A 14,943-nucleotide genomic window follows, 5' to 3' on the forward strand; every position below is an offset into this window, starting at 1 on the left:
GTTGTATTCATCTATATAAGCACCCAGGGATTTGCACAGTTACCTGGGGATTCAGATTCATTAATGTGAATCAGGTCGTATTGTAGGGTACAGAAGAATCTTTCTGTTCGAAGGTTATCCGATTGGTATTCCCCCATCATCAGGTCCACCATCTTCTTTAATGGGCTCTAGTCTCCATTCATTTACTTTATCAAAATCACTTCCTTCTGGTATCTCAACTCTTATTCTGATACGGTTTTTCGGTTTTAAGCCTAAGCTTCCTTGTATCTTCACCGGTTCACCATTTTCATCGATAGATTCAAAGATCACGGTTCCCAAACTTGGATTTTGAGAAGTTTCTGATGTTTCTTTTTCCTTAGCTTCAATAACCCTTATTTCTATTTCCTTAGGAGTATCTTTATCATAATCATCAACCCAACGACCAAAATCCTTAAACGTTAAATCTAGTCTTAGACTACCTCTTACATTCATTATAAACTCATGCTCTAGAGGATAATCTTCGGGATTAGCACTTTCTCTCATGGCATAGAAATTTCCTGCTTGAATGGGTTCAATTGATCTTAGCCTGTAATCGGCATCCTCTTTCATTTTCACTCTTATTGCCGTAGTGCCAGCGGGAACAGACACGTTAATCATGAAGTTGTCCATAAAGTCATTTAAGTCGATCATTTTTATTTCTCCATCGCTCTTTTCAAACTCAATAAACTCGATATGATCTAATGGGTTTAAATCATATGTCCCTACTGTAATTGTATGAGGATCTTCTGGATCTTCTGTTAACGAATCCTTAACTTCATACAGTTCTATACCCATCCCTATATTCTTATTGACTATTAAACTGTCTGTATAAACATAGGTATGCTCTATCGTTTCTTCCGATAAATCATCTTCCCGAAGTAGCCAGTCCATCCAAGGTACCTGTATTCTGGTTCTATCAACCCCAGATGGCTCCCATTGAAACACTTCCCCTACTACCCACTGCTGATTGTCTATTGTATCTCCTTTGGTATTAATCCGATAATGAAGTTTTTCTCCCCTTGGAATCCATATAGATACTAAATCATCCCAGCCTTCTAAATCTATACTATTAATAATAGTGGACTTTTTCGAGCCATCAATCCCCTTCCATTCCAATTCAATGTTTTTCAGCCCTTCGCTTGGATTATCATACCAGCTTTCATCTGGATAAGATAAAGAAAAAGTTTGAATGATAACTTCGTATTTCCCAAAAGTACCTGGATCGTCATGAGCGACATTAAACATTTCAAAGGTAATGTAAGGTTCATAATCGTTGCTCGGTGCCCGGTTATTAGAAAAGGTAAAAGATCCGGTGTATGATAGTGGAAATGCTTCTTTCTCTGCTTCCTGTCTATATTTCCATGTTTCCCAGGTTCGGTAAGATTCAATATTTCCTAAAATCCAGTAATGGTCTTCATCTACCTCTCCTTTGGAGGTGACGGTGTACTGAACTTCTCCTTCCGGTAACCAAACAGATAGCCATCCTCCATTTTCTACCAATGCTTCAGCTTCCCAGGACTCACTTTCTGTTATTCCATTTTCTTCCCATTCAAAGGTTATGCTTTCTATTCCTTCTAAAGATCCATACAGATGACACTGCGGATTGTTAGGCATTCTAGAGCGAAAATCAACCAGCAGTTCGCTTTTTCCAAACTGGTTTAAATCTTCATTTATCGCATTAAAGAAAATCACCTCAAAGGAATAACCGCCCATGATAGACTCAAACTCTATGGTTGAATCAATCTCTAAAGTCCCTGTATGTTTCAAGGGGTAGCTTTCTATTTCTTTCTCTTCACGATTTCTCCATGGTTCAGTACGCATATGAGAACCACCCTGCCAAAACCACCCTTCTCCATAAATCCAAAAGTGATCATCATCAACAGACCCTGCCGATTCAATGGTATAAGAAATAGTCCCCTCAGGAACTTGGAAAGCATGCCAAGCTTCATTTGAGTCAAGGTCATGTCTGACGGAATCTCCATGCTCGTCGATCCATTCAAAGTAAATTTTTTCTGTTCCTTCGGCCGATGGAGCAAAAGAATCTCCATCGCTAGTAAAAATATAAACAACTATTTCTACATACTCCAAAGGTTCTATCGTTGATTTTTCAACGGTCCAAGTATAGCCATTTGCCATTTCAGATTGGTCGTACTCTCCTGTCTCACTTCTTAAATCATTAATGGGTGGGTGTCCCATAACTCCTAAGGCTATATTAATAGATTCTTGCAGTTCACTAAGAGAAGTCGCTCCATCTCCAGTAGAAAAATGATCGCTGACCCTTACTTTTCTTTCTTCTATCTGAACATGTCTTTCTATCGTGCTTCCTTCTCTATTTTCAAAGGAAAACTCCCATCCTTCATAGTAAGAAGGTACTGTAAGGATAAGATGTCCTTGTTTTAGGTATGTTTCGCTGCTTTTTACTTCGTAATTTTCTTCTGCATAGACAGGGCTAATCGACGTTAATAATAATATTGCGATAAGAGTCATGCTGATGATTTTTTTGAATTGCTGATATGATTTCCCCATGCATAGCTACCTCCTTTGTTAAGGTATTATCACTCATTAATATTCCGGTAGTAACATAAAAATATATACCTTTTCTATTTCTGACAGAAAGGACACCCGCTGCTCTAACGTGTCAATCTTGATAAGCACTGATCCTATCTGCTCCGGCATATACATGATATATCTATCCTTATCGATGTATGCATATTCTGAAATATGCACCGTGTATGCATCTCTATTCAGCCCTTTTTCTTCTTTGATCTCTTGATGGTATGCTTCTATAAGGGCGTTCATATTGCTTCCCTTTACATTCTTAAACATACGATAAGCTATTTCATTATCCGTATCTTCTTCATCAATATCTTCTTCTTTTTCCAGTTCAGCACCGCCAACTAACGCTTCCTGTTCTTTTTCATCCTTAGTTTCTTCCGGCGTTATCACTTCTGTTGTTTCTGCTTCCTTATCTTCGGCTGTGTCAGATACTTCTTCTGCTGCTTCTTCTTTATCGCTCACTATCTCTGTCTTTTCTTCTGATGTTTTTGTTTCTTCCTGCCCTTCGTCAGATCCTACCTTCTCTTCATTCTCTTTATTCTCTTCATTTTTTTCATTGTCTGGGCTTTGTTCTTCTTCATTGCTTTGACTTTGTTCTTCTTCATTGCTTTGACTTTGTTCTTCGCTAGATTCTTCCGCCGTTGCCGTTTCTGTTGTTTCTGCTGTTGTCTCTTGTGAATATCCACCTTCGACTGGTTCGCTGGCAAAAACGGGAGCTCCTATTATAAGAACGAAACAGAGAATGAGTGCGATCTTTTTTTTCATGGATTACTCCTCCTTTTGTTTGCCCTTAGGCTCATTATTGGTTTCCTAGACATATATTGCAAAATCAGAAAATTGGAAACACATATAAACATTATACTCTTTTTCTATTTGCTACACAATATAAATTATGTCTGCATCCCGTTTTGCTCTAAAAAACCATCCCTTCCAACCTTAAAGACCTGACGCTTGGTTTCGTGTCTTTGAGGCTGGAGGGATGGTTTTCAACGTTGCTTTTTTTCGATGCTTTGTTGTGTTTTACTTCACTTCGCTTCGTTTCGCTTATAAGATCTTGTCTTCTTTTAACTTTTCGATCTCTGCGTCCTGATAGTCAAAGTATTCTTTTAATATTTCTTCTGTATGTTCTCCCAAAAGCGGAGCGGGACGACGAATTTTTCCGGGTGTATCGCTGAGCTTCACTGGTATTCCTGGTACCCTCATTTTACCTGCTTTTGGATGATCCATTTCCAGAATCATTTCCCGTGCTTTTACCTGAGGATCTTCTAATACTTTGTCGATGGTATTGATGGGCCCATTGGGCACGCCAGCTTCGTCCAGTATGTCCTGCCATTGAGCCGTGGTTTTCCCTTGTGTGATCTCTTCCAGGATTGGTTTAAGAGCGGAGTGATTTTCGTTTCTGAGTGGATTCGTCTTAAATCTTGGATCCTCACTAAGGTCTGAATGATCCATGGCCTGACAAAGTTTTTTCCATAAAGCATCGTTACCTGCCGCAATCATGATTTCGCCGTCTTGGGTTTCGAAGGTTTCAAAAGGAACAATGGCTGGATGTCGATTGCCTTGAGGTTGGGGGATTTCTCCGGTTACCACGTGCCGTGCAATGGCATTTTCAAGGATTGCTACTTGAGAGTCTAACATCGCCACGTCTACTTTTTGTCCTTGCCCGGTTTCTTTAACTCGGTATAAGGCGGAAAGAATACCGATAGCCGTAAACATACCGGCATTAATATCTCCAATGGAAGTTCCTACTCTGGTAGGTTTTCCATTTTCCTGACCGGTGATGCTCATTATTCCGCCCATGGCTTGTACTACCGCATCGTAGGCTGCTCTTTTGCTATAAGGTCCTGTATGACCAAAACCGGAGGAAGCAGCATAAATCAATTTTGGGTTTATTTCTTTTAGGGTATCATAACCCAAGCCCAGTTTTTCCATGGTTCCTGGACGGAAATTTTCGACGACCACGTCTACTTTTTTAATTAAGTCCTTAAAGATTTTTTTCCCTTCTTCTTCTTTCAGGTTCAGGGTAATGCTTCGTTTATTCCGATTTAAGCTCATAAAGTAGGCACTTTCTTCTTTTACGTAAGGACCAAAGGCTCTGGAATCGTCGCCCATTCCCGGCATTTCTATTTTAATAATATCGGCTCCCAAATCGCCTAAAATCATGGTAGCATAAGGTCCTGCCAAAACTCGGGTCAGATCCAGCACTTTTACATTTTCCAATGCGTACTCCATCTCATCACTCCTCCACTACTTTCCATTATTTCTTGCAGATGACTTTCCGGATATTTTTCTTCATTATTTAGCTGATTTATTGCTTAACGGTTCCAATAATGCCTCTTTTTCCTTAGCTGTCTGATGATATATTCACTTGTTTAATGATATCTTTGATTACCTGTTTGATTACCTGTTTGATTACCTGTTTGATTACCTGTTTGATTACCTGTTTGATTACCTGTTTGATTACCTGTTCGTTTGCTTATTTGAGTTCCTGCTTGCCCTTACTTTTTTTGGTAAGGAATTCTTTTAGCCGGTTCGAAAGCGCAGGTTCCTTCGGTGAGAATTTCTTTATAGGCATCTACATTACGATCTTCTACATGATCAAAGATCATCGGTGAGCGGGTACCATAGCTTACGTTTTTAATGGGGTTTGGATCCAGTTTGGCAGAAACAATCTCTTCTGTTCCTCTTGCCTGACCAAGGATCTGTGCAATAGGGCTAACAATCATGCTATGCCCAAAATAATAATTATCACCGGCGTCTGGCCCTACAGCATTGGCGCCCAACAGGTATACATGGTTATCATAGGCTCTGCCTTTATTCGTAAGTTCCCATATATCAAAGCTTCTTAAAAGTGCGGAAGGTCTGGTGATGATTTCTGCTCCTTTTAAGGTTAGCACTCGGCTTAGTTCTGGAAAATCTCCGTCATAGCAGATGATCATTCCAATTTTCCCTAACTTGGTTTCGATGACCGCTGTTTCTGTTCCTGCCGTTGTCCATTGTCTTTCCGTAGGAAAAGGATGGGTTTTTCGATAATTTCCTAAAATCTGGCCTTGATCATCTATCAGTAAGGAACTGTTCAGGATTTCGCCTTTCTCGGAACCTCTTTCGTAAATAGGATAAACCAGATGAACCTTTAATTCTTTACACAGTTTTCGGACTTCAGTAGTGTGACTTTCCACAGATTCCGGTAATAATTCATAAAACGCTTCTTTTGGCATATTCGGTGTGAAACCGGTGGTAATGCTTTCCGGAAACAGCAATAGTTCGGCTTCATGTTCTTTAGCGGCTTTTTCCATCCAATGGCATACTTTATCCGTATTTTCTTTGATGTTATTTGGTTTAATTGCAATTTGCACGCAAGCGGCTATATGTTCTTTCACTCTTATTGCCTCCCATCTGTTGGATTTGATTGTTGTCAGATTTGATTGATGATAGTAATTTGCCCGCCTAGTTTTCGCTAAGCGGGCCTCATTCTGTTTCCAGGATTATTCTGTGTCAAAAGCAACGATTCTGGAAATACTGGATTCTCCACCAACAAATTTCCATGGGAAGCATCCTACGATCATTCTTCTGTTTAGCACCTTATCGATTTCTCCACCTACGTTTTCAGCGTGGATAATTTCATGTGGTTTTGGGAATACCTGTACATGCATTGCTTGATACGTTTTTGGCCATTCATAGATTTCGTTCAGGCCTTTACCGTATTTTCCTTTTAGATATTCATCAGCCATTTTTGCTTCGCCTGGTTCCCAATCACGAATTTTTGTGTTGAAAGGATGGTCAGCGGATCCGCAGTCTACACCAATCCATTTAATTTCCATTTCTTTTACCCAGTCTACAAAGTCCATAGAAGGTCCTGGATGACGAAGCATGTATCTTCTTTCATCAGCTTCTGGTTGGTCCCAACCATATTTATGGTAGCCTGTGTTGATGATTAGAATATCTCCTTTTTTCACTTCTACTCGTTCCATAATATCTTTTGGCGTATAGATACCATAGTCTTCCGCAATATCAGAAAGATCTACAATCGCCGCCGGACCCATTAGTTTGTCCATTGGTAAAGAAGCAATATCCGCTCCCGCCGTATCAAAATGTAGTGGGCCGTCCAAATGAGTACCTACGTGGTTAGATGTGGTGATTAGTTGACCGTTTGCACCGTTTGGCGATAATCGTTTGAAGAATTTTAACTGTAATGGCTCATACGTTGGCCAAGGTGGTGTTTGAGTACTAAGATTTTGAGTTAAATCATAGGTTTTTACGTTTTTCCATAGATCCATAATGTTCATTGATAATTCCTCCTTAGAATAGTGTTTATATGATTTATATTTTTACCTTTTTCATCCTGCTGTACATCTTATAGAGTCACTTATGATACGTCTTATATATCTTAAAGAATGCCAACTCTTTCACTAAAAGCTTCTAGGGCATCTTCAAAACATTTCATTGGTGGTCTTACCAAACCAGCTCCCACCTGGCCTACTCCCGGATCTTTATGGGCTATTCCCGTATTGATAATCGGTAGAATACCGGTTTCTACTACTTTGCGGATATCGATGCCTGTCGGGGTTCCTTTAAAATCCAGGACAGGTACTTTATAGGTATCGTTTTCTTCTTCGGTGATTTCGTACATGCTTTTTGTAAAGTTAATAGCGTCTTGTGGCGTTCCGCCTACAAATTGTACAATAGGAATGGCAGCGGCCATGGCGAAGCCACCTACGCCTGCTGTTTCTGTGATAACGCTGTCTCCAATATCTGGATTGGCATCTTCTTTGCTATATCCTGGGAAAAACAGTCCATCGATGATTTCCGCTGGTGCTGTAAACCATTGATTTCCCAGACCAGATACTCGTATTCCAAACTCGGTTCCGTTTCGTGCCATGGTATATACCAAGGTTGAATAAGGAATGTTTTCCAGAGGATCCAAGCTGGACTTAAAAGCTGGCATGGTCAGGTTTAAGAAGAAATGATCGTTACTGTTGATAAACTTCATTACTTCTGCCTTTTGCTGGTTATCAAAAGAAGTTTCTATGATATGAGGGGCTAGTTCTCTAATGATCAAAGAGGTACCCGCCTTATTTCTATTATGCCCTTCATCGCCCATTTGAACCACTTGTGCCACCATGGTTTTTAAGTCGATGGGGCCGGATTTTTCTAAGGCTTCTTTTAATACCGGTGCCATAACTTCTTCCATCCATTTTAACCGCTTAATCACATCTTCTCCATACGCACCGTAGCGTAACACTTTCCCAAGTCCTTCATTAAGGGTACAGTAAGCTTTGTTTTGGAAAGTAGTATTTTCAATAATCCATACGGGCATCGATGCCGTCACAACCCCTGCCATTGGACCTACGGCTTGATGATGGTGACAGGAATCAAAGGTGATTTCTCCTGCTTCTACCAGTTGAATGGCTTCTTTCTCGTTGGCGGCAAGTCCTTCATAAATCAATCCGCCAATGACGGCTCCTTTTAAGGGCCCGCTCATCTTTTCCCATTGAATTGGTGGCCCTGCATGCAATATGGTTTTTTTATCCATGCCTGGAATATCCTTACCGGCTACCCCTATACCCACCAAAGTGGGTTGAGCTTTCAATAGTTTTTCAATGGCTTCTTGATTTGCCTCTTGAATTTTTTGTTTTAGCAATTGACTCACTCCCATCTTGTTTGTATGTCTTTGACTATCTTTTTTTAAGATAGTTTTTCCAATAGGGCAGCCAATTTTTTATTGCCTCCCGCTACAGGTCTCCAGTCCACATGTACTACCTTTTTCTTTTGAGATTTCAGTTCTTTGGAAAAAGACTCTAATCCCAGATTCACAATGTTTAGCTCACTGTCAAATAATTGGTTAACTTTTGACATATCTGTCCTCCTCACTTATTACCCGTTTCTTTTGCTTTACTGAATCCGTTTCAGTATTTTTTCTACAAATTTTACGGCCTGTGCATTGGATGGTAATAAGATAACGCCGGCATCTTCCAGCTTTTTCCGGCTTTCTTCCATATCCTGCGGATCGCCTTCTGTTCCACAGATGGAAGCCACCACGGTTAGATGACCATTAACGGACTCCATCTGAGCTTTCGCTTGTTGGATGGATTCAATCATTTCGCCGGCCGGATCTTCGTGAGCTCCATATCCCAGCACCATATCCATCAACAGTACCGCTACTTCTTCGTCTTGTCCTTCTTCTACGATTCGATCGGCTCTTCCGGAAGGATCAATCATTGGATGAGGCTTTCCGATGGTAAATTCGTCTTCGCCCAAATCGACAACGGTATGTTTTTCGCTTTTAAAAACGTTGGCCAGTTTTCGTTCCGGTTTTTTTGGTTTATTGGAAAAAATTTCTCCAAGGCTTTCGGTTAAAATGGTTTGTGCTTCTTCTGCCAAAGTTCCTCCGGTATAAAGGCCCCGCACGTATCTTTGTTTCTGTGAATATTTTGATAGTTCTTTTTCCACCATTTCGTCAATTAGCTTCTCATCTATTGAAAAACCGTCAAAATCTTTCGGTTTTTCACCCTTTGAAAGGGCTACCGCTTTTTGAGCCGTATCTTCTAAACTGATACAAGCATAAGCACCATAGGACTCTATCATTTTCCGATCACCGTCAATAAAATCAACAATTACCGGTTTTTGGCAAGCTTTTACTCGTTCAAGAATTTTGTGGGCCACTTTTTCGCTGGGAGGCTTTGAAATCAGGACAATAACTTCTGTCTTTTCATCCTTTTCCAACGCATCCATGCCCATCAGCATCATAATGCCACCAATTTCTTCTTTTAGATCTCTTCCACCGGTTCCAATTACTTGAGATACACCGGCACCCAGTTTATCAATAATCACAGAAACTTCCTGGGTTCCGGTTCCGGAAGCTCCTACAATACCAATATTTCCAGGTTTTACTACATTGGCAAAAGCCAGTGGTGTCTGATTAATGATGGCTGTACCGCAGTCCGGTCCCATCATCAGCAATCCTTTTTCCTGAGCCAATTCTTTGAGCTCTTTTTCTTCTTCAATGCTTACATTATCACTAAATAACATGACATGAAGGTCTTGCTCCAAAGCCTTTTTAACTTCATCAAAGGCATATTCGCCAGGAATCGAAAAAATAGCCAGGTTTGCTTCCGGCATTACTTTCATGGCTGACCGTAAAGTTGCCGGTCGGTAATCTTCTCCTCCAGAGGTTTTCTTCTGGTTTAATAATGTTTTGATCTTGAGAAGGATATCCTCCATATCGATCGTTTCTTCTCCTTCAAGGGTCACAAAGAAATCGTTAGCGGTTGCATTTTTAATTTCTTCAGTCAGCAAGCCCAGATTTTCGGCCAGTTCTTTGTTGAGGTCTGTTCCCATGCCGACAATCACTTCCTGGATGCCTTCTGTCTTTTTCAATTCTTTGGTTACTTGCATCAGAACCACAGAGTCATAGTAAGCATTCTTTTTTACGTGGGATTTCAAGGTCATGCGTTGTTTCCTCCTTTACGGTTCACTAGTAAACGTTTGGTTTCTTTTATTATTCCATAAATCCAATCTTCTCCGGAGGAACCGCCAATCTCCATTACTTCTTTAATGGCATCTTCGTACTCTGGTCCTTTAGAAGAAAGAAACATCATTCTGAACAGTCTTAACAAATCTTCTGAACATCTGCCTTGATTGGCAAATTGAAGCATTCGTTCACTAACAACCGTGGTTTTTTGTACGGCCCCATCTACTACAAAATCACCAAAGTGAATGGTTTCTTTGATGGGATAAATCTGTTTCCAGATTTTCCAGACAAGGATCCGAGCGGCTAAATAATCGTCCATTGATGGCGTTAATCCTTTTCCAAACCCAATAAGGCCTTGAAGGGAATCTTTCACCCTTTCTTCATCTTGATTATCCAACCCTTGATCGAAGGCCGTAAGGGATAATTGAATTTTTTCCGGTAATGGCTTTCTCATAAATCCTTCTTTTCCAAAAATATTCAGATATTCCTGTAAATATTCTACTTTTTTTTCCAGTATCTCCATGGATTCTCTTTGTTCTGGCTTTTCGGTGATGCGATGGATATGAAGATCGATAAGCTTGTCGGGCAAAATGTTTTCATCCATCCAGAAGCTGTCTTCTTGTTTCAATCTTTCCTTTAGTTCTGGAAAATTTTTTACCCGGAAACCATTGGGTGGTAACCAGCGGCCCTTTGAAACCACCGTTGCCCAGATTCCTTCCTGGCTGATAAGGTTAACCGCACTTTCAAAAACGGAATGTACCCGAAAACCTATCCTTTTTTTTGTAACGCATTCTTGATAAAAATGTTGATCCATTCCATCTATTTTCATTGCCATCAACCCTTGTCTATAATGATACCTTAACACCGGCTTCAATTCATTAGTGAGAATGAATAAAAGAAATCCTTGTCTTTTGTTAACTATTCCTAAACAGGTCGAACTTTCTATCTTCTCTCCTTTTACTAAACCTTTTCCTCATCGATGATGTCATAAATCTTTAGTGCTATTTGCAGATTTAACCGATCGTCATAGTTTTCCAGATTAGTTCCTGTAATCTCTTCGATTCGTTGAACCCGATAAATAATTGTATTGTAATGGGTATACATTTCTTTGGAAATTTTCTTCAGGTTGCCACCTAAACGAAAATACATTTTCAATGTTGGAACCAGTTCTGTGTTTTTTTCTTTATCATATTCTACTAAAAGTTTTAGGATATCACGGTAAAATTCCTGAAGCTCCGGTTCCAGTTCGTCATAGGTAAGTAATTTGTAAATTCCTAGGTCCGCATAATGAGCAATGCGTTTTTTATCATCCATCTCCATGCCTCTGATAGCTCGTTTGGCTTCCCGATAGCTGCGCCAAAGCGCTTTAGGATCTTTGTAGTTTCGTCCGATTCCTACTTGAATATGTTTCATGGCTTCTAAATCTGAATAATGAATGATTTCATTGCAAAAAGAGAGGATTTCTTTTTTCAGAGCGGTGCTATCTCCTTCTTTGGAAGATCCATAAAGAATAATGATTTTATCGCTCTTATTTCCACAAATCATGTTTTGTTTATGGTGATAAATCAATCTTTGAACCAGTCCTAAAATACGAATGTTCACTTTATGCATTAAGTGAGCTTGAAGCTGCTCTCCTTTTTTATGACGCCGATGTTCAGAGATAGAAATGACGATGGCTGAATAGGATAAATTTTTGTCAAAATCAAAATAAGCGGCTCTTTCCAAGGCTCGGTTTTGTTTCATATTGTTTTTAGAAAACAGATCATCAAAAAACTCTATTTTGTATTTACTTTCAATTTCAAACATGGATAGTTTTTTTAATATTTCCAGCGCAATAATGGAACTGGAAGATTTGATCATCCGTATTTCCAGACTGGTTAGCCGCTGATCACTGTCCCAGATATAAATAGCGCCAAAATTTCGATCTTGGGTACAAATGGGAATCGTATAGCGTTTTACTTTTTCTCCGTTCAAATTATCTACTGTTTCAAAATGACGGAAATCATTTTCCATATACAATTCGTATTCATTGCCACTTTCCCGATCTTTTTTGAGTATTTCTTCCAGTGCTTCTTTCTTTTTTTCGTTACAGAAAATAATGTTTTCTTCAAACACATATTCCCGAATAGCTAAGGTGGATTTTTCAAGGCTTTCACAAATGACTTTTCCAATGGCTCCTAGGCCTCCGCCTCGCAGCATGGTATTCAACAGTTTATTCTGTACCCGGTCAATGCGTTCCAACAGTTCCGTCTGCTGTCCAATGATTTTTGTCAGGCTGTTGGCAATCACTGTGGAATGAGAAAGTTCATAGGGCAGTTTAATCAGTGGAAAGCCTCGTTTATCCGCTTCTTCAAGTATATACGAAGGAACCTCCTTGATATACCGATGCGTTTTAATCCCTAACCCGGCCACTCCCTTTTGGTGAAGCTCTATCACCAGATCATATAATTTGTCAGGATCATCTTTTATCACATAGGCGGTGGTTAGTAACAGTTCTCCTTCTTCTACCCAGTCTACGATATCCGGAACTTCCATGACGTTCACTTTCTGAATGATATTCTCCAGCCCTTTTTTTCCCGCCAGGACATCGGCGTTGCTCATAAAATCTGCCTCTAATAGTTCTTTGACTGTGATGCCTGTTATATTGGTCATGATCACACCTCTATTCCATTTGTTTTCTCGCTAACCGATAACTCACATAAGGCGATAATAAATTATACCCCAGAAAAATGGTGAAAATAGGAGAGGTATAATCTTTGTAAAAAAAGAATACTAATAAATAAAACACACATCGGCCTGTTGTTAACAGAAATACTCGTGTCATTAGATTTCCAAGAACTTCTCTCTCATCATCCGAGTACTGTTTGGCATAGTAAATCTGGGCTCCTGTAAGGGGTTTATTAAAAAACGCGTCACCTAATCCTACGGTTAGGCTGAAGATAATAAACGTCCAGAAATTAGGTTGAAAAAGCACCATGATTGAAAATGCTAAGGCAAATACCCCAATACGGGTCATGTTTTTTCTGGTGAAATGACTTCTTAGCTTCAAGTAAACCATATACAATAGGATGGAGGCAATGGCAAAGAGGGTGTTCAGATAACCCATCACCACTTCACTTCGGGTAAAAGAATATAGGAAGACGCTGTTGGCCATAATAATAAACTGACCATAAGGAGCATGGATGGCATGGGTCAGAAGGATCCGTTTTTGATCTTTACACTGAAGCATTTTTTTGAAGTTGATGCGAAACATATGTTGGATGTTAGCTTTTGGAAGGGAAATGGCATTGAGCATTTGCGCGATAACCAGTAGTAGCAGTGCATAGATCATGGCGTTAAACCCAAACCGATTGATCACCATACCAGAAATAACCGGTGTTCCGATAGAAGAAGCTTTGGTAACCATGCCTACCATACTCATAAACGTATCCGCTTCTTCCCGGTCCAGTTGGTAGGCTTGGTAGTAATTCATATTAAAAAAGAACAGGCCGTCACCTATTCCTCCAAAGATTCCCATCAACGCCGCATAATCGTTAACACCTTCCTGAAAAATAGCTGTTATGGTAAATAACAGAATAAAAGCAAGAGAAGACCCTATGTAATTTAATTTCATATTAACCAATGCAATTTTATTCGCTATATAGAAAGACAAGAAGGCAGCTGTATAATTGAATATATTAAAAAGAGCTACCCCTTGCATGCTTTCACCTGTTTGCCAAAGATAAATATTAACAAAAATCATGATAAAACTTTTGAAAATCGAATAAATGGTTTGACTAAATACCATCTTCTTGATGTTATCACTCAATGAACTCACTCCTTAACCGGTGATACATTACATCCCTTGAAGTACCCGAAGGATAACAAGGGATGTAATCGTTGCAAAGGTTGTATAAGATCCAAAAGAAGGTTCATGAGAATGGCATTAAGTGCTAACAATGGTCGTGCCTGTTTTCCCTTCAATTCCTTCTTTGGCTTTTTCTAAAGAGGTAATCAGTGTTTCTCGTCCCGGTGCTGATTCAACAAATCGTAAGGCGGTTTTCATCTTTGGAAGCATTGAGCCGGGAGCAAAATGCCCTTCTTCAATATACTGGTAAACCTCCTCTTTTGTCAATCTTGTTAATTCTTTCTGGTTTGGTTTGCCAAAATGGATGGCTACTTTTTCTACCGCTGTCAAGATAATCAGTAAATCCACGTCCATCAGTTCTGCCATTTTTGCCGATATAAAATCTTTATCCACTACGGCCGGAACTCCTTCCAGCACACCATTACCTTTGTCAACTACCGGAATACCGCCACCTCCGCCAGCGATCACCACATGGTTCTGGTCTACCAGGCTTTTGATTAGATTGGCTTCTACCACATCCAAAGGTTCTGGGGAGGCCACCATTCTTCGATAACCACGCCCTGAATCTTCCTTCATAACAAATCCTTTTTCTTTTTCCATTTTTTCCGCTTCTTCTTTAGAATAAAAGGAACCTACCGGTTTTGTCGGGTTTTGAAATCCGGGATCTTTTTCATCCACCACTACTTGCGTCACGACGGTGGCTACTTCTTTTTTGATGCCTCGTTTTACCATTTCTTCACGAATGCTTTGCTGTAAATGGTAGCCAATATATCCCTGAGACATCGCACCACATTCCGGAAAAGGCATCATTTCATTTTTCTTATCCGTCGCCGCAGCGGTTTCATAAGCCGCTACGATCTGACCTACCTGCGGGCCATTGCCATGAACAATAATCACTTCGTTTCCTTCTTCAATCAAGTCGGCAATAGGTTTTGCGGTCTCTTTTGCTGTCTTTAACTGAGCCTTAGCTGTCGTATCATTAGGATCTGCCTGCAGGGCATTTCCTCCCAGGGCGATAACAATTCGTTTTTTATCTCTCATTTTTCTTCAG

General features: G+C 40.0%; 12 protein-coding genes. All 12 read right to left on the reverse strand.

The annotated features are described in order from the left end of the window. Positions 1 to 114 precede the first annotated feature (114 nt). Positions 115 to 2,544, reverse strand: coding sequence for a hypothetical protein (locus BLV55_RS10665; protein ID WP_093314247.1), 2,430 nt, complete (start codon positions 2,542 to 2,544; stop codon positions 115 to 117). 36 nt (positions 2,545 to 2,580) lie between these two features. Next, on the reverse strand, positions 2,581 to 3,339 hold the full coding sequence (locus BLV55_RS10670) for a hypothetical protein (RefSeq protein WP_093314249.1): 759 nt from the start codon (positions 3,337 to 3,339) through the stop codon (positions 2,581 to 2,583). Positions 3,340 to 3,618: 279 nt separating this feature from the next. Next, positions 3,619 to 4,806 carry a CaiB/BaiF CoA transferase family protein gene (locus BLV55_RS10675; protein ID WP_093314251.1) on the reverse strand — a complete coding sequence of 396 codons (1,188 nt, stop codon included), beginning with the start codon at positions 4,804 to 4,806 and terminating at the stop codon, positions 3,619 to 3,621. 266 nt (positions 4,807 to 5,072) lie between these two features. Continuing rightward, entirely contained in the window at positions 5,073 to 5,954 is an 882-nt protein-coding gene (locus tag BLV55_RS10680) for a carbon-nitrogen hydrolase family protein (protein WP_093314254.1), read from the reverse strand. Positions 5,955 to 6,059: 105 nt separating this feature from the next. Continuing rightward, positions 6,060 to 6,860 (reverse strand): cyclase family protein, encoded by an 801-nt coding sequence (locus BLV55_RS10685; protein WP_093314256.1) that lies wholly within the window; start codon positions 6,858 to 6,860, stop codon positions 6,060 to 6,062. Positions 6,861 to 6,961: 101 nt separating this feature from the next. Further along, complete coding sequence (locus BLV55_RS10690) at positions 6,962 to 8,215, reverse strand: YlbE family protein (protein ID WP_330386612.1); 1,254 nt, start codon at positions 8,213 to 8,215, stop codon at positions 6,962 to 6,964. A gap of 44 nt (positions 8,216 to 8,259) precedes the next feature. After that, positions 8,260 to 8,430, reverse strand: a complete 171-nt coding sequence (locus BLV55_RS10695) for a fdrA domain protein (protein WP_093314260.1) — start codon at positions 8,428 to 8,430, stop codon at positions 8,260 to 8,262. 36 nt (positions 8,431 to 8,466) lie between these two features. Then, positions 8,467 to 10,023, reverse strand: a complete 1,557-nt coding sequence (fdrA, locus tag BLV55_RS10700; RefSeq protein ID WP_093314262.1) for an acyl-CoA synthetase FdrA — start codon at positions 10,021 to 10,023, stop codon at positions 8,467 to 8,469. Then, positions 10,020 to 10,874 (reverse strand): oxamate carbamoyltransferase subunit AllH family protein, encoded by an 855-nt coding sequence (locus BLV55_RS10705; protein ID WP_176968379.1) that lies wholly within the window; start codon positions 10,872 to 10,874, stop codon positions 10,020 to 10,022. Before BLV55_RS10705 ends, fdrA begins: the two co-directional genes overlap by 4 nt. A 131-nt stretch (positions 10,875 to 11,005) precedes the next feature. After that, a complete protein-coding gene (locus BLV55_RS10710) occupies positions 11,006 to 12,697 on the reverse strand; it encodes a PucR family transcriptional regulator (RefSeq protein ID WP_093314266.1) in 1,692 nt (563 codons plus the stop codon). Between the two features lie 10 nt (positions 12,698 to 12,707). Then, positions 12,708 to 13,853 (reverse strand): MFS transporter, encoded by a 1,146-nt coding sequence (locus BLV55_RS10715; RefSeq protein WP_093314268.1) that lies wholly within the window; start codon positions 13,851 to 13,853, stop codon positions 12,708 to 12,710. Positions 13,854 to 13,970: 117 nt separating this feature from the next. Next, complete coding sequence (gene arcC / locus BLV55_RS10720) at positions 13,971 to 14,933, reverse strand: carbamate kinase (protein ID WP_093314270.1); 963 nt, start codon at positions 14,931 to 14,933, stop codon at positions 13,971 to 13,973. Positions 14,934 to 14,943: the final 10 nt, after the last annotated feature.

It is taken from the genome of Tindallia californiensis (assembly GCF_900107405.1).
Lineage (GTDB): Bacteria > Bacillota > Clostridia > Peptostreptococcales > Tindalliaceae > Tindallia > Tindallia californiensis.